This window comes from gamma proteobacterium symbiont of Scutellera amethystina (assembly GCF_059730845.1).
Genome location: NZ_AP035935.1, coordinates 1,664,967 through 1,683,935 on the forward strand (window position 1 = coordinate 1,664,967; position 18,969 = coordinate 1,683,935).

Annotated in this window: 17 protein-coding genes; 14 read left to right on the forward strand and 3 right to left on the reverse strand. The window is 60.4% G+C overall.

Features of this window, described 5'->3' with window-relative positions; all coding sequences use genetic code 11:
* The first annotated feature begins 23 nt into the window (after positions 1–23).
* From phnC to phnE (AC6I79_RS07570), 4 genes are all read left to right on the forward strand, one after another.
* On the forward strand, positions 24–851 hold the full coding sequence (gene phnC / locus AC6I79_RS07555; protein WP_021509805.1) for a phosphonate ABC transporter ATP-binding protein: 828 nt from the start codon (positions 24–26) through the stop codon (positions 849–851).
* 26 nt (positions 852–877) lie between these two features.
* Complete coding sequence (phnD, locus tag AC6I79_RS07560; RefSeq protein WP_031280167.1) at positions 878–1,807, forward strand: phosphonate ABC transporter substrate-binding protein; 930 nt, start codon at positions 878–880, stop codon at positions 1,805–1,807.
* A gap of 324 nt (positions 1,808–2,131) precedes the next feature.
* Positions 2,132–2,995 carry a phosphonate ABC transporter, permease protein PhnE gene (gene phnE, locus AC6I79_RS07565; RefSeq protein WP_159378471.1) on the forward strand — a complete coding sequence of 288 codons (864 nt, stop codon included), beginning with the start codon at positions 2,132–2,134 and terminating at the stop codon, positions 2,993–2,995.
* On the forward strand, positions 2,992–3,876 hold the full coding sequence (gene phnE / locus AC6I79_RS07570) for a phosphonate ABC transporter, permease protein PhnE (protein ID WP_159378470.1): 885 nt from the start codon (positions 2,992–2,994) through the stop codon (positions 3,874–3,876). The genes phnE (AC6I79_RS07565) and phnE (AC6I79_RS07570) overlap by 4 nt, the downstream gene beginning before the upstream one ends.
* Here phnE (AC6I79_RS07570) and AC6I79_RS07575 read toward each other — a convergent pair.
* Positions 3,830–6,415, reverse strand: coding sequence for an ATP-binding protein (locus tag AC6I79_RS07575; RefSeq protein ID WP_058757356.1), 2,586 nt, complete (start codon positions 6,413–6,415; stop codon positions 3,830–3,832). The two genes, phnE (AC6I79_RS07570) and AC6I79_RS07575, sit on opposite strands and share 47 nt — an antisense overlap.
* A gap of 144 nt (positions 6,416–6,559) precedes the next feature.
* On the opposite strand from AC6I79_RS07575, the gene AC6I79_RS07580 reads away from it, so the two are divergent.
* The 6 genes from AC6I79_RS07580 to AC6I79_RS07605 all read left to right on the forward strand — a co-directional run bounded on the left by AC6I79_RS07580 (position 6,560) and on the right by AC6I79_RS07605 (position 12,871).
* Entirely contained in the window at positions 6,560–8,065 is a 1,506-nt protein-coding gene (locus AC6I79_RS07580) for a sugar ABC transporter ATP-binding protein (protein WP_058771123.1), read from the forward strand.
* A 10-nt stretch (positions 8,066–8,075) separates the two neighbouring features.
* Positions 8,076–9,059, forward strand: a complete 984-nt coding sequence (locus AC6I79_RS07585) for an ABC transporter permease subunit (RefSeq protein ID WP_021509811.1) — start codon at positions 8,076–8,078, stop codon at positions 9,057–9,059.
* 205 nt (positions 9,060–9,264) lie between these two features.
* Complete coding sequence (locus AC6I79_RS07590) at positions 9,265–10,203, forward strand: ABC transporter substrate-binding protein (RefSeq protein WP_498027671.1); 939 nt, start codon at positions 9,265–9,267, stop codon at positions 10,201–10,203.
* A gap of 57 nt (positions 10,204–10,260) precedes the next feature.
* Positions 10,261–10,944, forward strand: a complete 684-nt coding sequence (locus AC6I79_RS07595; protein WP_104093164.1) for a D-lyxose/D-mannose isomerase — start codon at positions 10,261–10,263, stop codon at positions 10,942–10,944.
* A gap of 12 nt (positions 10,945–10,956) precedes the next feature.
* A complete protein-coding gene (locus AC6I79_RS07600; protein ID WP_498027672.1) occupies positions 10,957–11,853 on the forward strand; it encodes a ketose 1,6-bisphosphate aldolase in 897 nt (298 codons plus the stop codon).
* Positions 11,819–12,871, forward strand: a complete 1,053-nt coding sequence (locus tag AC6I79_RS07605; RefSeq protein WP_498027673.1) for a carbohydrate kinase family protein — start codon at positions 11,819–11,821, stop codon at positions 12,869–12,871. The genes AC6I79_RS07600 and AC6I79_RS07605 overlap by 35 nt, the downstream gene beginning before the upstream one ends.
* Here AC6I79_RS07605 and AC6I79_RS07610 read toward each other — a convergent pair.
* Entirely contained in the window at positions 12,808–13,554 is a 747-nt protein-coding gene (locus AC6I79_RS07610; RefSeq protein WP_104188831.1) for a response regulator, read from the reverse strand. The two genes, AC6I79_RS07605 and AC6I79_RS07610, sit on opposite strands and share 64 nt — an antisense overlap.
* Before the next feature lie 457 nt (positions 13,555–14,011).
* Here AC6I79_RS07610 and AC6I79_RS07615 point away from each other — a divergent pair, with 457 nt between their 5' ends.
* Both AC6I79_RS07615 and AC6I79_RS07620 read left to right on the forward strand, forming a co-directional pair.
* Positions 14,012–15,307: an NCS2 family permease gene (locus tag AC6I79_RS07615; RefSeq protein ID WP_031280170.1), complete on the forward strand. Its 1,296-nt coding sequence runs from the start codon at positions 14,012–14,014 to the stop codon at positions 15,305–15,307.
* A 338-nt stretch (positions 15,308–15,645) separates the two neighbouring features.
* Positions 15,646–15,942 carry a hypothetical protein gene (locus tag AC6I79_RS07620; RefSeq protein ID WP_058757361.1) on the forward strand — a complete coding sequence of 99 codons (297 nt, stop codon included), beginning with the start codon at positions 15,646–15,648 and terminating at the stop codon, positions 15,940–15,942.
* Between the two features lie 46 nt (positions 15,943–15,988).
* Here the strand turns inward: AC6I79_RS07620 and AC6I79_RS07625 are convergent, their stop codons facing one another.
* Positions 15,989–17,443 carry an AMP nucleosidase gene (locus AC6I79_RS07625; RefSeq protein WP_021509819.1) on the reverse strand — a complete coding sequence of 485 codons (1,455 nt, stop codon included), beginning with the start codon at positions 17,441–17,443 and terminating at the stop codon, positions 15,989–15,991.
* Positions 17,444–17,517: 74 nt separating this feature from the next.
* Here AC6I79_RS07625 and AC6I79_RS07630 point away from each other — a divergent pair, with 74 nt between their 5' ends.
* Positions 17,518–17,679, forward strand: coding sequence for a hypothetical protein (locus tag AC6I79_RS07630; RefSeq protein WP_155519940.1), 162 nt, complete (start codon positions 17,518–17,520; stop codon positions 17,677–17,679).
* Between the two features lie 162 nt (positions 17,680–17,841).
* Positions 17,842–18,900, forward strand: a complete 1,059-nt coding sequence (locus AC6I79_RS07635; protein ID WP_498027736.1) for a branched-chain amino acid ABC transporter substrate-binding protein — start codon at positions 17,842–17,844, stop codon at positions 18,898–18,900.
* Positions 18,901–18,969 lie beyond the last annotated feature (69 nt).

Here is an 18,969-nt window from a genome sequence, read left to right on the forward strand (position 1 = left end):
CCTCAGAAGAGATGGAGCGCAACATGGCACAGGCATTACTCAAAACTGTCGTCGACAATGCACATCCTGCCCAGCGCCATGGCGACAAAGTGCTGTCGGTGCAGGGGCTGTGCAAAGCCTTCGGTGATAACCGCGTGCTGGATGATGTCAGTTTCGATCTGCATGCGGGCGAGCTGGTGGCGGTAATCGGCCGCTCGGGCGCAGGCAAATCGACCCTGCTGCATATGCTGAACGGCACCATTGCCAGCAGCGAAGGCGCGATTCTCAGCATGCGTCACGGCGAGGCGGACCGCGATGTGGTGACGCTCAACAGCCGGCAGATGCGCGAATGGCGCAGCGAGTGCGGCATGATCTTTCAGGACTTCTGCCTGGTGCCGCGCCTCGACGTGCTGACCAACGTGCTGCTGGGCCGGCTCAGCCAGACCTCAACGCTGAAATCCTTTTTCAAAATCTTTTCCGACACCGACCGTGCGCAGGCCATTGAACTGCTGCAGTGGATGAACATGCTGCCGCAGGCGCTGCAGCGGGCGGAGAATCTGTCCGGCGGCCAGATGCAGCGCGTCGCCATCTGCCGCGCGCTGATGCAGCGCCCGAAAATCCTGCTGGCCGACGAGCCGGTGGCCTCGCTCGATCCAAAAAATACCAAACGCATCATGGATGTGCTGCGCCAGGTAAGCGAGCAGGGCATCAGCGTGATGGTCAACCTGCACTCGATTGAACTGGTGCAGCAGTATTGCACCCGGGTGATCGGCATCCAGCGCGGCAAAGTGCTGTTTGACGGCCATCCCGCTCAGTTGACCGACAGCCTGCTGCATGCGCTGTACGGCGACGAAATTAACCAGCTCCACTAACTCCCACGGCAAGAGAAAATCTCACAATGAAACTGACTGCTTTAGCTTTACTGACAGGCGCTTTGATGGCTTTTGGCGTTAACGCAGCGGATGCACCGAAACAGCTGAACCTGGGAATTCTGGGCGGGCAGAACGCCACCCAGCAGATTGGCGATAACCAGTGTGTGAAAACCTTCTTCGACAAAGAGCTGGGCGTGGATACGCAGCTGCGCAACTCGTCTGACTATGCCGGCGTGATTCAGGGACTGCTGGGCAACAAGATCGATATGGTGCTGAGCATGTCGCCAGCGTCTTACGCCTCGGTCTATCTGCAAAACCCGAAGGCCGTGGATATCGTCGGTATCGTGGTGGACGACAAAGATGGCTCGAAAGGTTACCACTCGGTGGTGATCGTCAAAGCCGACAGCCCGTATAAGAAGCTGGAAGATCTGAAAGGTAAATCGTTTGGCATGGCCGATCCGGATTCCACCTCCGGCTTCCTGATGCCGAATCAGGCCTTTAAGAAAGAGTTTGGCGGTACGGTGGATGATAAGTACAACAACACCTTCTCCAGCGTGACGTTTTCTGGTGGCCACGAGCAGGACATCCTCGGCGTGCTGAATGGCCAGTTCGACGGCGCGGTGACCTGGACGTCGCTGATTGGCGATTACAACAGTGGCTATACCTCGGGGGCCTTTGGTCGTCTGATTCGTATGGATCACCCGGATCTGATGAAGCAGATCCGCATCATCTGGCAGTCGCCGCTGATTCCTAACGGCCCGATTCTGGTGAGTAATAACCTGCCCGCTGACTTCAAAGCGAAAGTGGTGGCCGCGATCAAAAAGCTGGATAAAGAAGATCACAGCTGCTTTGTTAAAGCGGTGGGCGGCGCCCAGCACATCGGCGCCGCCAGCGTCGCGGATTACCAGAATATCATCGATATGAAGCGCGACCTGATGAAGGGTGCACGCGGGTAACGAGCGGGTGGCTTCGTGCGGTATTTCCCTCACCCCAGCCCTCTCCCGGGGGGAGAGGGGGCCGCACGAGTTACCGGACAATTCCCTCGCCGCTGGCGAGAGAGGGGGTCGCACGTGCCGGCATTGTTTACCGGACAATTCCCTCGCCGCTGGTATGGAGAGGGGGCCGCACGAGCCGGCATTGTTTACCGGACAATTCCCTCGCCGCTGGCAGTAGAGGGGGCCGCACGAGCCTGCATCATTCTGCCGGACAATTCCCTCTCCCGCTGGCGGGAGAGGGTTAGGGTGAGGGCAATCCCTCGCCATCAACAAAGGATCTCTCCCTTGACCGATTTCGAACACTACTACCAACGTATTCGCCGCCAGCAAAAGCGCGACACGCTGCTGTGGTCGCTGCTGCTGGTGGCGCTCTATCTCGCAGCCGGCAACGTGGCGGAATTCAACCTGGTCACGGTCTGGCAATCGCTGCCACACTTCTTTGACTACATCGGCGCGACGCTGCCGGTGCTGCACCTGCCGCTGCTGTTCGCGGACGTCAAAACCGAAGGTTCGCTGGCCTACTGGGGCTATCGCCTGCACTTTCAGCTGCCGCTGATCTGGGAAACCCTGCAGCTGGCGCTGTCCTCCACCCTGATTGCAGTGCTGATCGCCGCCTTGCTGGCGTTTTTCGCCGCTGATAACACCCAGACGCCGCGCAGCCTGCGCATGGCGATTCGCGCCTTTGTTGCCTTCCTGCGCACCATGCCGGAGCTGGCGTGGGCGGTAATGTTCGTGATGGCGTTCGGCATCGGTGCCATCCCCGGCTTTCTGGCGCTGGCACTGCACACCATCGGCAGTCTGACCAAACTGTTCTACGAATCGATTGAGAGCGCCTCCGATAAACCGGTGCGCGGTCTCGCCGCCTGTGGTGCCAGCAAGCTGCAGCGCATGCGCTTCGCCTTCTGGCCGCAGGTGAAACCGACCTTTCTCTCCTACAGCTTTATGCGACTGGAAGTGAACTTCCGCTCCTCCACTATCCTCGGACTGGTGGGGGCGGGCGGTATCGGTCAGGAACTGATGACCAACATTAAACTGGATCGCTACGATCAGGTCAGCATGACACTGCTGCTGATCATCGTGGTGGTGTCGCTGCTGGATACGCTATCGGGCTGGCTGCGCCGCCGCGTGGTAGAAGGAGACGCGAAATGATCGCCTTAGCGCCCGACGTGGCGAAACTGAAACAGCAGCACGCTGCACTGTTTGCCGCGCAAAACCGTTATCTGCGCCGCATCGCGCTGATTGCACTGGCGCTGGTGCTCTACTATCTGTTCTTCTTCAGCGTGTTCGGCATCGACTGGCAGCGCTTTGTCATCGGCTGCCAGCAGCTCGGACGCTATTTCCTGCGCATGTTCGTCTGGCAGGATTTCGTCAACTGGCCGTTTGGCTACTATTTCTCGCAGGTCGGTATCACGCTGGCGATCGTGTTTGCCGGCACGCTCACCGCCACCGTCATCGCGCTGCCGATCTCGTTTCTGGCGGCGCGCAATGTGATGCACGATCCGCTGACGCGGCCGATATCGCTGCTGGTGCGCCGGCTGCTGGATGTGCTGCGCGGCATCGACATGGCCATCTGGGGATTGATCTTCGTGCGGGCGGTAGGCATGGGGCCGCTGGCCGGGGTGCTGGCGATTGTGATGCAGGACATCGGCCTGCTGGGCAAGCTGTATGCGGAAGGGCATGAAGCGGTTGAACGCTCACCCAGTCGCGGCCTGAGCGCAGTGGGGGCCAACAGCCTGCAAAAACACCGTTACGGCATTTTTACCCAATCGTTTCCCACCTTTCTCGCGCTGAGTCTGTATCAGATTGAGTCCAACACCCGCTCGGCGGCGGTGCTGGGCTTTGTCGGCGCCGGTGGCGTCGGGCTGGTCTACGCCGAAAACATGCGCCTGTGGAACTGGGATGTGGTGATGTTCCTGACCGTGATTCTGGTGGTCGTGGTGATGGTGATGGACGCCATCTCCAGCCGGCTGCGTAAACGCTACATCACCGGGAAAGGGGTGCCGCTGTGGCAGCCTGCCGCGCGCGACTGAGCCGTTCACTGCGCTGCCAGGCGCGCTCCAGCGCCTGCACCAGCTGCGCCTGCTGCCAGGGTTTCGCCAGCCGTTCACACAGCGGCAGCGTCACCGGCGTCTGGCGCAGATCCTGACCGCTGATCAGCAGGGTGGCCAGCTGTGGCCACTGCTGCTGCGCCTGACGAATCACATCCGCACCGTTCAGGGCACCCGGCAGCATCAGGTCACTGATAAGCAAATCGATATCCGGCGTCTGGCGCAGCAGCGTCAGCGCGCTCTCGCCGTCAGCACACTCCAGCGTCAGATAACCCAGCTGATGCAGATGTTCGCACAGCGTCTGGCGCACCGCCGGCTCGTCATCCAGCACCAGTATCAGGCGATCGCGGCTGGCGCGCGGCGTCAGCACCGGCGCGCTCACCAGCGGCTGCGCGGCTTCCGGCGCGCGCGGCAGCAGCAGCCGCACCGTGGTGCCCTGGCCCGGCGCGGTCTCCAGTTCGATCTGTCCGCCGGACTGGCGCACAAATCCGTACACCATCGACAGCCCCAGCCCGCTGCCGCTGCCGGTGGCTTTGGTGGTGAAGAAGGGTTCAAACACCTGTTCCCGCACCTCGGCGGACATGCCGCAGCCGTGGTCAATCACTTCAATGGTGACGCGGTCGCGCTTGCCATCGGCCTCCTGAATCCGCTGATTCCAGATGCGCAGGCGGATTTCGCCGCTCTGGCGCTCCATGGCATCGCGCGCGTTCACCACCAGATTCATCAGGGCGTTCTCCAGCTGGCCGGCATCAATCCACGCCGGCCAGCCGGGGCGCTGCGCATCCACCACCAGATGCTGGCCGGGCAGCAGGGAGTGCTGCAGCAGCGACTGCAGATTTTCCACCAGTTCCACCACCGCAACGGCACGCGGATAAAGCGCCTGCTTGCGTGAGAAGGCCAGCAGGCGCTGCGTCAGCTGAGCGGCGCGATCGGCGGCCAGACGCGCGCGCTCAATGCGGCTGGCCAGCGTGCCGGGCGGCAGCTGATCGACGGTCAGCGCCAGGCTGCCGATGATCACCGCCAGCAAATTATTGAAATCGTGCGCCAGGCCGCCGGTCAGCTGACCGACCGCTTTCATCTTCTGGCTGTGCAGCAGTGCCGCTTCCAGCGCCTTACGTGAGGTGCGCTCCAGCACCGTGTTGACCATGCCGCGCCGCGGCACCGGGCTGAAGCGCAGTTCCAGCGTGCGGCCATCCGGCAACCTGACTTCCTGCGCGTCGTGCAGGCTGCTGAGCTGCACATCGACGCGATCGAGCAAACGCTGATAGTGCATGCCGCGATGCAGCTCGCGCGGCGCGAAGCCCAGCAGTTCGGCGTACTGCGCATTCCACACCACCAGTTGACCGCTGTTATCAAACAGCGCGAAGCCGTCGCGCATGGCGAGGAAGGTCGATTCCAGCTGGTTACTTTTCTCTTTCAGTAGCTGCGAAGTGTGCGCCAGCGAAGCGGTGTTGCGGGCGAACACGTTAAAGGCGCGCGCCAGATCGCCCAGCTCATCGCGCCGTGCCAGGCCGGGCACGCTGACGCTTTTCTCCCCCTGCGCCAGCCGCGTCATGGCGTGCGCGATGGCGGTAAGGCTGGAGCCGAGATTGCGGTAGATGTAGTAACCGGCGTAACCGGTAATCAGCAGCGCCAGTAGCATAAACAGACCGATGAAACCGATGATTGAATCCAGTTCCTGATGGGCGGTGGCGCTGCGCGCATCGCTCTGCTGCGCTACCAGCTGAACGTAGTGGGTGATGTCTTCGTTGAGCATCGCCACCAGCGCCTTGATGCGATACGTGGCGTAGGCGATGGCGATGTCACTCTGCTCCAGCTGACCGGCCACCGGCAGCAGCTGCTGGCTGGTGCTGACCAGCCGCGCGCGCTGCATCGCCAGCACGCCCTGCAGCGGCAGCGCAGACCAGATCGGCAGCACGCTGTTGAGCTGTTGCACTGCGGCCTGCGGCGTGGCGGACTGAATTGCCACGGTTAACAGCGCGGCCGTCTGCTGGCGCAGCGGCAGAAACGCGCCGTCGCTGGCCAGCAGGTCGATACGGTTGAGCAGCAACTGCGCCTGCCACAGGCCGCTGAGCATCACGTTACGCTGTAAATGGCGCTGATGCCCCTCCAGCAGCAGCTGGCTGATGCTTTGCTCCAGCATCTGGCTGCGCTCGCGGATGCGTGCCAGCAGCGCCGGCTGCTGTGCGGCCAGCGGTGCGCTGGCCAGCTGACTCAGCGACTGCTGCAGCGCCTGCTGGGTCTGCTGCAGGCGCGCCGATTCGCTCTGGTATTCGAGCGCGCCCACCACCTGCGCCAGCCGCACCGCGGCGATAGCGACATTGGCCGTATCACGCGCCAGCGCCAGGCTGCCGTTCATATCGGCCAGCGTTTGTGCCTGCGCCTGCTCCTGAATGTGACCGGCGTGGCGAAAACCAAAAATAGCCACCAGGCTCACCGCCAGCGTAACGCTCACCACCAACAGGTTAAACATCAGCAGGCGCCCGCGCGCGCCGGCGTGCCAGTGCAGACTGTGACTCATTGCTGCCGCTCCTTACCGCTCAACTCCGGCGAGTATAGAAGCGCGGCCGGAGCGCAATATGACAAATATGAACGGCGTCTGACATTTTCCATTTATCTGGCGTTGCTTAACTCGCGGCTATCCACTGGCAGCAGGAGCCTGAAGATGGCGGCGACACCGATATTAGAAATGCGGGCAATTACCCGGCGCTTCGGCAGCTTCTATGCGCTGAAAGGCGTCGACCTGACCGTCTGGCCGGGTGAAGTGCACGCGCTGATGGGCGAAAACGGTGCCGGTAAAAGTACCTTAATGAAGATTCTGGCCGGCGCGTATACCGCCAGCAGCGGGGAAATTCTTATCGATGGTCAACCCTACGCGATCAGGGGCCCGAAAGAGGCGCTGGCGGCAGGGATCACCCTGATTTATCAGGAAATCAACCTGGCGCCGAATCTGACGGTGGCAGAGAACATCTTTCTCGGCAGTGAAATTTCCCGCGGCGGGCTGGTGAAGCGTCGCCAGATGGCGGAAGAAGCGCAGCAGGTGATTAACCGCCTTGGCGCGCAGTTCAGCGCCACCGATCTGGTGAGCCGCCTGAGCATCGCCGAACAGCAGCAGGTGGAAATTGCCCGCGCGCTGCATCGCAACAGCCGTATCCTGGTGATGGACGAACCCACCGCTGCGCTCTCGAATCGCGAAACCGAACAGCTGTTTGCGCTGATCAAACGCCTGCGCAGCGAAGGCATGGCGATCATCTATATCAGCCACCGCATGGCGGAAGTGTATGAGCTCTCCGATCGCGTCAGCGTGCTGCGCGACGGCCAGTACGTCGGCAGCCTGACGCGCGAACAGCTGAACGCCAGCGAACTGGTGCGCATGATGGTTGGCCGTCCGCTTAGCGATCTGTTCAACAAAGATCGCGCCATTAGCTTCGGCGAAATTCGTCTGGCGGTAAATCATCTGACCGACAACCGCAAAGTGCATCCCTGCAGCCTGGCGGTGCGCGCCGGGGAGATTGTCGGGCTGGCCGGGCTGGTCGGTGCCGGCCGCAGCGAGCTGGCGCAGCTGATTTTTGGTGTGCATCAGCCAGCCGGCGGGGAAATCTGGATCGACGGTGAAAAAGTACAGATTCACTCGCCGCGAGACGCCATTGCGCGCGGCATCGGTTTCCTGACCGAAAACCGCAAAGAGCAGGGGCTGTTTCTGGAACTGGCGGCGCAGGAAAACATCGTGATGGCCACGCTTGAGCGCGATGCCAGCTACGGCCTGCTTAACCGGCGCAAAGGGCAGAAGATCGCCAGCGAGGCGATTCAATCACTGAATATCCGCGTGCCGCACGCCCAGGTGCGCGCTGGCGGCTTATCCGGCGGCAACCAGCAGAAGCTGCTGATTTCGCGCTGGGTATCGATAGCGCCGCGCATCCTGATTCTGGATGAGCCGACGCGCGGCGTGGATGTCGGCGCCAAGAGTGAAATCTACCGCATGATGAACCAGATGGCGCAGCAGGGGGTGGCAATTTTGATGATCTCCAGCGAGCTGCCGGAAGTGGTGGGCATGAGCGACCGCGTGTACGTGATGCGCGAAGGCACCATCGCCGGCGAGCTGAGCGGCGAGCAGATTAGCCAGGAAAACATAATGACACTGGCCACCGGCGCGCAGCCGGTCCAGGCCTGAGGAGACGGGAATGACCAGTGAAACCGCACGCGTAAAAAGTCCAACGCTAAAACGTGCGTTGATGAGTGACCTGCTGCAAACCGTGGGTATCTTGCCGATTCTGATCCTGATCGTGGCGGTATTTGGCTTTGTCGCCCCGAACTTTTTTACCGAAGCTAACCTGCTGAATATCACGCGTCAGGCCTCCATTAACATTGTGCTGGCGGCGGGCATGACGTTTGTCATTCTCACTGGCGGCATTGACCTGTCGGTTGGCTCAATGCTGGGTACCACGGCGGTGGTGGCGATGGTGGTGTCACTCGATCCGGCGTTTGCCGGGCTGACCATCCCGGCCGCGCTGGGAGCCGGGCTGATCATGGGGCTGTTCAACGGCATTCTGGTCGCCTGGGCGGGCCTGCCGCCGTTTATCGTCACGCTGGGCACCTATACCGCACTGCGCGGGGCGGCCTATCTGCTGGCTAACGGCACCACGGTGATTAATTCGGATATCAACTTTGAGTGGATAGGCAACGGTTATCTCGGCCCGATCCCGTGGCTGATCATCATTGCCTTTGCGGTGATTGCGCTGTGCTGGTTTATTTTGCGCCGCACCACGCTTGGCGTGCACATCTATGCGGTGGGCGGCAACATGCAGGCAGCGCGCCTCACCGGTATTAAAGTCGGCGCGGTACTGGTGTTTGTCTACGCCATGAGCGGTCTGCTGTCCGGGCTGGGTGGCCTGATGAGCGCATCGCGTTTGTACAGTGCTAACGGCAACCTCGGCGTGGGCTATGAGCTGGACGCGATCGCCGCGGTGATTCTGGGCGGGACCAGCTTTGTCGGCGGCATCGGCACCATTACCGGCACGCTGATTGGCGCGCTGATTATCGCCACGCTGAACAACGGCATGACGCTGATGGGCGTGTCGTACTTCTGGCAACTGGTGATTAAGGGCGGGGTGATCATCATTGCGGTGCTGATCGATAAGTACCGTACGCGGCATCACGTGGGATGAGGGCGTGCGCTGGCTTTGGCCCTCACCCCAACCCTCTCCCGCTTGCGGGAGAGGGGGCAGCCCGGAGCGAAGATCTGGAAAACGAGAGCTTCACCTGAAAACTATGCAGAACGGTTCCCTCTCCCGCACGCGGGAGAGGGTTAGGGTGAGGGCAAAGGCAAAGGCAATCAGGGCATAAAACCAAAAAAGCAGGAGAACATCGACTATGCGTTTTAATCCGATTATCACCGGACTGCTGGCCGCGACGCTGTTCAGTGCGCCATTTGTGCAGGCCGAAGAACTGAAATCCATCGGCGTGACGGTGGGCGATCTGGCTAACCCGTTCTTCGTCCAGATCACCAAAGGGGCGGAACTCAAGGCGCGTCAGCTGGCGGGCGATAAGGTCAACGTGACGCTGGTCTCCAGCGGCTACGATCTTGGCCAGCAGGTGGCGCAGATTGACAACTTCATTGCCGCTAAAGTGGACATGATCATCCTCAACGCCGCCGACTCCAAAGGCATCGCGCCGGCGGTGAAGCGGGCGCGTGATGCCGGCATCGTGGTAGTAGCGGTGGACGTGGCCGCGGACGGTGCCAATGCCACCATCACCTCTGACAACACCCAGGCCGGGGCTATGGCCTGTAAATACATCTCCGACCGCCTGAAAGCCAAAGGCAACGTGGTCATCATCAACGGACCACCGGTGTCAGCGGTGCAGAACCGCGTGGAAGGCTGCATGAATGAGCTGAAAACCCACCCGGATATCAAATTGCTCTCTTACAACCAGAACGCCAAAGGCAGTCGCGAAGGCGGACTGGAAGTGATGACCGGCCTGCTGTCGGCCAATCCGAAGATTGATGCCGTATTCGCTATCAACGATCCTACCGCTATCGGTGCCGATCTGGCGGCGAAACAGGCGCAGCGTAACGAGTTCTTTATCGTCGGCGTCGATGGATCGCCAGACGGTGAAGAGGCGCTGAAGCGCAAAGGCTCGCTGTTTGTCGCAACGCCTGCCCAGGATCCGCAGGTGATGGCGGCCAAAGCAGTTGAGATTGGCTATGACATCCTGCAGGGCAAGCCAGCGCCGGACAAGCCGGTGCTGATTCCGGTAACGCTGATCGATCGTAACAATGTCAGCAGCTACAAAGGCTGGACGGTGAAATAAGCCACACGGGCGTCGCGGTGCACACTGCGCGCCGCGACGCCCGCCGGAGACGCAGCTATGCAACGTTCCGAAGTTAACGCGATTTTACAACTGACCCGTGAATTCTTTCTGCGGCAGGATGTGCATCTGCCGCCGTGGGCCGATTACGGTCTCAGCCAGTGGCGCGCGCTGGACACCTCAGCCGCCGCCGAACTGCTGGCGCTGCACCTCGGCTGGGATGTCACCAGTTTTGGTGCCGATGATTTCAGCCAGACCGGCCTGACGCTGTTTACCCTGCGCAACGGTTCACGCGGCGGACAGCCGTGGGGCAAACCGTATGCAGAGAAGATCATGCACGTGCGCGAAGGGCAGGTGACGCCGATGCATTATCATCCGCAAAAAATGGAAGACATTATCAACCGCGGCGGTGGCAACCTGATTGTCACGCTACACAATCGCGACGGCGATCGGCTGGCGGATACGCCGGTACAGGTCACGCTGGATGGCATCTGCCAGACTCATGCCGCCGGTTCCCAGCTGCGGCTGTCACCCGGCGAAAGCGTCACGTTACTGCCCGGTGTCTGGCACAGCTTCTGGGGCGAAACCGGCTACGGCGATGTGCTGGTGGGCGAAGTCTCCATGCCCAATGACGATGAGCACGACAACGTCTTTCTTACCCCGCTGGCGCGCTTTAATCCGATTGATGAGGATGAAGCGCCGCGCTGGCTGCTGTGTAACGAATATCACCGCTGGCTGGCATAACAGGAGTGTTCCATGGCACTGATCTCTCTGGCGCAGGGCCTCGCCCATGCGCAGCAGCACGGTTACGCGCTTGGCGCGTTCAACGTTCTCGACACCCATTTTCTGCGCGCGCTGTTCCATGCGGCGGAGCAGCAGCGTTCACCGTTTATCATCAACATTGCCGAGGTGCATTTTAAATACGTCAGCCTGGAACCGCTGATCGCCGCTATCCGTGCCGAAGCGGCGCTGCACGCCATCCCGGTGGTGCTCAACCTCGATCACGGCCTGCATTTTGATGCGGTGATGCAGGCGATTCGTCTCGGCTTCACCTCGGTAATGTTCGATGGTTCAACCCTGAGCTATGACGAGAACATTCGCCAGACGCGGGAAGTGGTGAAGATGTGCCACGCGCTGGGCATTTCGGTCGAGGCTGAGCTGGGCGCCGTGGGCGGCGATGAGGGTGGCGCGCTGTTTGGCGAAGCGGACAGTAATAAATTCACCGACCCGGCGCTGGCGGCGGAATTTGTCCAGGCAACCGGCATCGACTGCCTCGCAGTGGCCATCGGCAACGCGCACGGCAAATACAAAGGCGAGCCAAAGCTGGATTTTGACCGTCTGGCGGCGATTCGCGCAGCGGCCGGCATTCCGCTGGTACTGCACGGCGGTTCCGGCATCAGCGACGCCGATTTCCGCCGCGCCATCAGCCTCGGCATCCACAAAATCAACTTCTACACCGGTATGTCGCAGGCGGCGCTCGGGGCGATTGAAACGCAAATCACCCAGCGCGACGCGCGCTACGACTCGTTCGCCGAACTGTTAATGGCGGTTGAACGCGACATCGCCAGCGTTGTGGCCCAGCAGATGCAGGTGTTTGGCAGCGCCGGGAGGGCCTGTCATGGCAGCACGCAACGGCATTCTGGCGGCGGGTAACATGCTGGTGGATCACGTGCAGCGCATCAGCCACTGGCCAGAACAGGGCTGGCTGGCCGAGATTAGCCACAGCGAGAAATGCAGCGGCGGTGCGGCGCTGAATGTGCTGTTTACCCTGGCGCGCATGCAGGTCGGTCTGCCGCTGGCCGCCGTGGGGATGCTGGGCGAGGACAGCGACGGCGATTACCTGCTGCAACTGCTGGATGAGCATCATGTTGACCGTCAGCACGTACAGCGCACCGGTGCGGCAGCCACGGCGATGACGCAGGTGATGACCGCGCCGGACGGTCAGCGCACCTTTTTTCACGCGCGCGGGGCCAATGCGCAGCTCGATGTGGCGCACTTCGCTCACCTCGCCACCGCGCACCGCATCTTCCACCTCGGCTATCTGCTGTTACTGGATAAGCTCGACCAGCCCGATGCGCAGTACGGTACCCGCAGCGCCCGGCTGCTGGCGGAGATGCAGCAGCGCGGCTATCTCACTTCGCTCGATCTGGTTTCGCGCGCCGGCGAGTATCAGACGCTGGTGAAGCCGGCGCTACGCTGGCTCGATTATCTGGTGATTAACGAACTGGAAGCGCAGGCGCTCACCGGCATCGAGCTGCGCAGCAGTGGCACGCTGGCGTCACCGGCGGCGTTTGCTGCTGCGGCACGCTGGCTGCTGGCGCAGGGTGTGCGCCAGCGCGTGGTAATTCATGCACCGGAAGGCGCCTGGGGCCAGCAGCCAGTGGGCGACGGCCTGTGGCAGCCCGCCTGGTGCTTAGCGGCAGAGGAGATTGTCGGCAGCGTCGGGGCGGGCGATGCCTTCTGCGCCGGCGTGCTGTACGCCAGCCATCAGGACTACAGCCTGCAGCAGACGTTAAAGCTGGCCCATACCTGCGCCAGCTTTAATCTGCATGCGGCCAACGCGCTGGACGGCATCCGGCCACTGAGCGAGATGCAGCGCTGGATGGATCAGGCGATTTGCGTTTCGCGCGCCGCGGCGGACGGGCGCATTACATCGGCGGAAAAAACATAGCCCAGTCCGCGAATGGTGCGGATCAGGATCGGCTGATGCGGATTAGCCTCGATTTTGCGTCTGAGGCGCATGATCAGCACATCAATGGTGCGATCGAACACGTCGAGGCTCTCGCTGTGGGTCAGCTCCAGCAGCTGGTCGCGCGTCAGGACCTTACGCGCGTGGCCGACCAGCGCGCGCAGCAGGCTGTATTCGCCCTGGGTGAGCGGTACGCTTTCACGCTGCGGATTGAACAGCTGACAACGCACATCATCCAGCCGCCAGCCATTGAACTGCCAGCCGTCATCAATCACCGTTTCCGGCTGCGCCAGTCGCCCGCAGCGGCGCAGCGCCGCACGGGCCCGCGCCACCACCACGCGGGGATTAAAGGGTTTGGCGATATAGTCGTCGGCGCCCATCTCCAGCCCAACCACCATATCGGCTTCCGATCCCATGCCGGTCAGCATGATCACCAGCAGCTCAGGGCGCTGACGCTGCATCTGCTGTAATACCAGCAGGCCGTTGGTATCGGGCAGCATCATATCCAGCATCACCAGGGAGATTTCCGGATGCTGCGCCAGCAGCGCCAGGGCGTCGCGCCCCTGATGACAGCTATAAACGGTAAACACATGTTCGCTCAGCACATCGTGCAGCAATTCGCAGATGGCACGATCATCATCAACGACCAGAATCGCGGGCTTCATTGCACTGCCTCTTTTGTTGCGAAAGGGTTAAACGCAGTGTAACCCGGCGTTTTTAAGCTGCTGAAACGCGCAGCAGAAACGTGAGCGCCATCGCCTGGCAGAGTGTGAAAGCGTGCGTTACCGCAATATTTCACGGCGGGCAGCGCATCACGGGAAAACGTTTGCGCGCGGGTGGTGCAATGCACCATAATCGCGCCTCGTTCTGGTTCAGAATTTTCTTAGCCGCAACGGCACACTGAAACGGAAACGATTGCGTCAGGGAGTGGCATAGCAATTGCTATGTGGACAGGGGATAGCACACGACGTTCTGCTGCCAGCGGTGGCAAAACGTCGGCATAAAAAAATAATTTTCCTCACTTTTTCCGCGTCAGCTTAGCCACCACGCGCGAAAAAGCGGGAAAACGCCTTGGCAAGAGAGAGCAGGCCTGCGGGCCGTCTCCGCTGATGAGAGATGATGATGTTAGAAAAACTTTTTAAGTTAAAAGCTCACCACACCACGGTGCGCACCGAAATCATTGCCGGTATTACGACCTTTCTGGCAATGGCCTACATCCTGTTTGTGAACCCCAGCATCCTCGGGGCGACCGGTATGGATAAAGGCTCGGTATTTGTTGCCACCTGTCTGGCTGCAGCCATCGGTTCGATTCTGATGGGCCTGATCGCTAACTATCCGATCGCACTGGCACCGGGCATGGGCCTGAACGCCTTCTTCACCTACACCGTGGTGCTGCATATGGGCTACACCTGGCAGATCGCGCTGGGTGCGGTGTTCCTTTCGGCGGTGATCTTCTTTGCGCTGTCGATTTTTAAAATTCGCGAATGGATTATCGCCAGCATTCCGCTGCCACTGCGTGCCGGGATTGCGGCAGGCATTGGTTTGTTCCTCGCACTGATTGCGCTGGAAGGGGCGGGCATCGTGGTGGATAACCCGGCTACGCTGGTCGGTCTGGGCGACCTGACTAAACCGGGTCCGCTGCTGGCGCTGCTGGGCTTCTTTATCATTGTGGTGCTGGAAGCGCGTCGCGTGACCGGCGCCGTACTGATCGGCATTCTGGTTGTTACCTTTATCTCGATGGGCATTGGCCTGACGCCGTTCGCGGGCGTGTTCTCTGCGCCGCCTTCGATTGCGCCGACCTTTATGCAGCTGGATATCGCCGGCGCGTTCAACGTTGGCCTGGTGAGCGTGATCTTTGCGTTCCTGTTTGTCGACGTGTTTGATAACACCGGCACGCTGCTGGGCGTGACGAAACGCGCCGGTCTGGCCGATGAGCAGGGCAACGTGCCGAAAATGGGCCGTGCGCTGATCGCCGATAGTGCCGCTGCGCTGTTCGGTTCACTGCTGGGTACCTCAACCACCACCAGCTATGTGGAGTCCGCTGCGGGCGTCAGCGCCGGCGGCCGTACCGGTCTGACGGCGATTGTGGTCGCCATTCTGTTCCTGCTCAGCCTGTTCTTCTCGCCACTGGCGGGTAGCGTGCCGGTCTACGCCACGGCGCCAGCGCTGCTGTTCGTTGCGGTGCTGATGGCTTCCGGTCTGGCAGAAATTGACTGGAAAGATGTCACCACGGCGGCACCGGTCACCGTGACCGCGCTGACCATGCCGCTGACTTACTCGATCGCCAACGGTATCGCCTTTGGTTTTATTACCTGGACGGTGGTGAAACTGCTGAGTGGCCGCACCAAAGAGGTCAATGCGGCGCTGGTGATTCTGTCGATTCTGTTTGTGATTAAACTCGGCTGGCTGAGTGCCTGATGCTGTGTTACGGAAGCCCGCCCGGGCTTCCGTGTAAGTTGTTACATGCGCGCAATGATTGTTTGCGTGATGTCTCGCAATTCCTGCCCGTCGCCACTTTTCTCTTTCAGGCCTGTTGTTTACTGTCTCTCCGTAAATTCTGCCATGCGCAAATTTTTTGCCTGCAGTGGCGGGATCGTGGAATGTTTAATCGCTGCCGCTCTGCTTAAATAGCGGTGGAGTGAGGCGATGACACAAGGTTGCTGAAGAAGGACAAGATAATGGATTATCCCGTTTGCACGCTGCCGCATCGGTTGCCGCCTCGCCTTCTGGCGTTAAGAAATCAGGGAGCACCGCTAATGGTACGATTAACCCAACACGTAGAACAGCTGGCGAATACCACCCAGCTGTTACAGCAGGATGTTGCGGTCCTGACCGCGCGTTTTGAAAACCTTGCCACCAGAGCGGACGTGGAACGCGTGCGTACCGAACAGGGGCTGATGTGCAATCAACTGATGAATGAGATCGGTCAGGTGGAGAAACGCATCGATAAAAAGTTCGAACGGTTAAATGACAGACTGATCTGGACCCTCATGTTGCCGGCTATCCTCGCCGTACTGGCATGGTTTGTAAAAGTGGCGGTGCTGAAAATTTAAGGTCGCCAGCAGAAATTCGGCCCGTCCATGGGCCGGAACAGCGGATTTAGCGGAAGGGCGGTTCGTTGAAGGTACGTAGTTTCCTGGAGTGCAGTTTGTCACCCTCGGCGCGCAGCAGCTCAACGGCGCAGATGCCAATCTGCAGATGTTCCGAGATCGCGCCCTCATAGAAACGGTTGGCCTGGCCGGGCAGCTTGATTTCACCGTGCAGCGGTTTATCCGAGACGCACAGCAGGGTGCCGTACGGTACGCGGAAACGATAACCCTGTGCGGCAATGGTGGCGCTCTCCATATCCACCGCCACCGCGCGGCTCAGGTTGAAGCGTAACGCAGATGCGGAGTAGCGCAGCTCCCAGTTGCGGTCGTCCGTGGTGACAACCGTACCGGTGCGCAGGCGCTGCTTCACCTCTTCGCCGGGCATACCGCTGACCGCTTTGGTGGCGTCGTACAGGGCACGCTGCACCTCCGCAATGCTCGGGATCGGGATATCCGGTGGTAATACGCTGTCCAGCACGTGGTCGTCACGCAGATAGGCGTGCGCCAGCACGTAATCGCCGATGCTCTGGCTTTCACGCAGGCCACCGCAGTGACCAATCATCAGCCACGCATGTGGGCGCACCACCGCGAGGTGGTCGCAGATGGTTTTGGCGTTCGACGGACCGACGCCAATATTCACCAGCGTGATGCCGCGACGATTGGGCGAGGTTAAATGCCAGGCGGGCATCTGATGCTTCTTCCACGCCAGATCCGACATCATCGCCGTTGGGTCCTGCGTTTCCGCCGTGATCACCACATCGCCGGCGCAGGCGAGACTGTCGTAAGGCGTGCTGGGGTCCTGCACCTGCTCAATCGCCCAGCGCACGAACTCATCGACGTAGCGCGTGTAGTTAGTGAACAGTACAAACGGCTGGAAGTGTTCTACCGCGGTGCCGGTGTAGTGACGCAGGCGCGCCAGGGAGAAATCGGTGCGCAGCGCGTCGAAATGCGACAGCGGGAACAGCGCGTCGGCGTTGAACAGGCCATCAGCGGTTTCATCGCCAATCTGCGACAGTTCGGTCGTCGGGAAATGGCGCGCAATACTGGCGCTCATGGAGCGGTCCAGCGACAGGTCGGAGCCATCAATCACATAGGGATAAGGGATTTCCTGCTGTGACGGACCCACCTCAATCAGCACGTCGTACTCTTTTTCGATCATCTGCAGCTGTTCGCTGAGATAGTGACGCAGCAGCGCCGGGCGCGTGATGGTGGTGCTGTAGCGACCGGTGTGGGTAAAACGTCCCCAGGCGCGGGTGCGATTTTGCTGCGGGCCTTCACCCTGCCAGGTGATGCGCAGCTCCGGATAGACAAACAGCCCCTGCTGGCGCAGCCCGGCGTCCGGCAGTGTGCCGCTGGCAGTGAACGTGCGAATGGCGTTGCGCAGCGCTTCAACCGCGTCGTCATACAGACGCTCCAGTTGATCCAGCGCCTGTTCGGTGGTCAATCCGTTCCGTTGCGTATTCATAGATTCTCCTTCAGCAATTTGGACCGATTTGACCAGAGCATAGCGGATAAACCTCTCATCACGATGAAGAATCTGTGATCGATCGCATTCTGCACCATCACGGTGCTGGTAGGCGGCAAAAGGCTGGCTATGTTTATCAGGTGCAGGGAGGCCACATCGCACGTTTTCCGCCCGGCTGCGATGCCGCTGCAAAAAAATTGTCACCGATTGTCTTCTCTGGCGAGCTTTTTGCTTAAATTTCAACCGTGGTCGCGCTGACCACACTGCTCTCGAAGTGTTTCAGATTGATTTCTCCCAGGCCGTGGTATGGCTCCGTTCCTGACCCGTTGAGGATTGAAAGCATGTCTTTGAAATTCATAAAACACCCATTGAAGGTGGTGATGGCAGGTTGTTTAAGCATGGCGTTCTACGCGCAGGCTGACATAAAGATTGGCGTGGCCGGTCCGTTTACCGGACCGAATGCTACGTACGGTACACAATACTGGAAGGGCGCCAGCCAGGCCGCGGCGGACATTAACGCGGCGGGCGGCATAAACGGTGAAAAAATTGTGCTGGTGCAGGGCGATGACGCCTGCGAACCCAAGCAGGCGGTGGCCGTTGCCAACCGGCTGGTGGATCAGGACAAAGTGATGGCGGTGGTGGGCCATTTCTGCTCGTCCTCGACCATGCCAGCCTCAGAGGTGTACGACGAGGCGGGCGTACTGGCGATTACGCCCGGTTCAACCAATCCACAAATCACCGAGCGCGGCATGAAAACCCTGTTCCGCATGTGCGGGCGTGATGACCAGCAGGGAAGTATCGCCGCGAACTATATTCTCGATACGCTGAAAGCGAAGAAAGTGGCGGTAATCCACGATAAAGATACTTACGGTCAGGGGCTGGCGGATGCCACCAAAGCGGCGCTGGAGAAACGCGGCGTCAAAGAGGTGCTGTATGAGGGGCTGTCGCGCGGTGAAAAAGACTTCAACGCGCTGGTCACCAAAATCGGCGCGGTGAAACCGGATGTGGTCTATTTCGGTGGCTGCCATCCGGAGGCGGGTCCGCTGGTGCGGCAGATGCGTGAGCAGGGCGTCAATGCGGCTTTCTTCTCCGGCGACTGCATCGTGACGGAAGAACTGGTGACTGCCGCCGGCGGTGCGCAGTTCACTAAAGGCGTGTACATGACCTTCGGCAATGACCCGCGCACCATCGCGGATGGCAAAGCGGTGATTGAAAAATTCCGCGCCAGCGGTTTTGAGCCGGAAGGGTATACGCTGTACGCCTACGCCTCCATTCAGGCTCTGGCCGCCGCCTACAAAGCGGCAGGTAAAGACAATGCCAAAGCCAGCGACTGGCTGAAGGCCAACAGCGTTGACACCGTGATGGGCAAGAAGGCGTGGGACGAAAAAGGCGACCTGAAAGTCTCGGATTACGTGGTCTATCAGTGGGATGACAAAGGCAAATATCACCAGCTGTAATTCGCTCTGCGGCCCCGCGCGCAGCGGGGCCGTTCGCATCTGAGCGTGTCCTGTGCACGCCTTCTACCT

Coding starts and splice junctions, on each gene's coding strand:
- AC6I79_RS07580 (WP_058771123.1), top strand. CDS start 6,560: ATGGCGGCGACACCGATATTAGAAATGCGGGCAATTACCCGGCGCTTC.
- AC6I79_RS07635 (WP_498027736.1), top strand. CDS start 17,842: ATGGCGTTCTACGCGCAGGCTGACATAAAGATTGGCGTGGCCGGTCCG.
- AC6I79_RS07600 (WP_498027672.1), top strand. CDS start 10,957: ATGGCACTGATCTCTCTGGCGCAGGGCCTCGCCCATGCGCAGCAGCAC.
- AC6I79_RS07610 (WP_104188831.1), bottom strand. CDS start 13,554: ATGAAGCCCGCGATTCTGGTCGTTGATGATGATCGTGCCATCTGCGAA.
- AC6I79_RS07625 (WP_021509819.1), bottom strand. CDS start 17,443: ATGAATACGCAACGGAACGGATTGACCACCGAACAGGCGCTGGATCAA.
- AC6I79_RS07585 (WP_021509811.1), top strand. CDS start 8,076: ATGACCAGTGAAACCGCACGCGTAAAAAGTCCAACGCTAAAACGTGCG.
- AC6I79_RS07590 (WP_498027671.1), top strand. CDS start 9,265: ATGCGTTTTAATCCGATTATCACCGGACTGCTGGCCGCGACGCTGTTC.
- AC6I79_RS07605 (WP_498027673.1), top strand. CDS start 11,819: ATGGCAGCACGCAACGGCATTCTGGCGGCGGGTAACATGCTGGTGGAT.
- AC6I79_RS07595 (WP_104093164.1), top strand. CDS start 10,261: ATGCAACGTTCCGAAGTTAACGCGATTTTACAACTGACCCGTGAATTC.
- AC6I79_RS07575 (WP_058757356.1), bottom strand. CDS start 6,415: ATGAGTCACAGTCTGCACTGGCACGCCGGCGCGCGCGGGCGCCTGCTG.
- phnE (WP_159378470.1), top strand. CDS start 2,992: ATGATCGCCTTAGCGCCCGACGTGGCGAAACTGAAACAGCAGCACGCT.
- phnC (WP_021509805.1), top strand. CDS start 24: ATGGCACAGGCATTACTCAAAACTGTCGTCGACAATGCACATCCTGCC.
- AC6I79_RS07615 (WP_031280170.1), top strand. CDS start 14,012: ATGTTAGAAAAACTTTTTAAGTTAAAAGCTCACCACACCACGGTGCGC.
- AC6I79_RS07620 (WP_058757361.1), top strand. CDS start 15,646: ATGGTACGATTAACCCAACACGTAGAACAGCTGGCGAATACCACCCAG.
- phnD (WP_031280167.1), top strand. CDS start 878: ATGAAACTGACTGCTTTAGCTTTACTGACAGGCGCTTTGATGGCTTTT.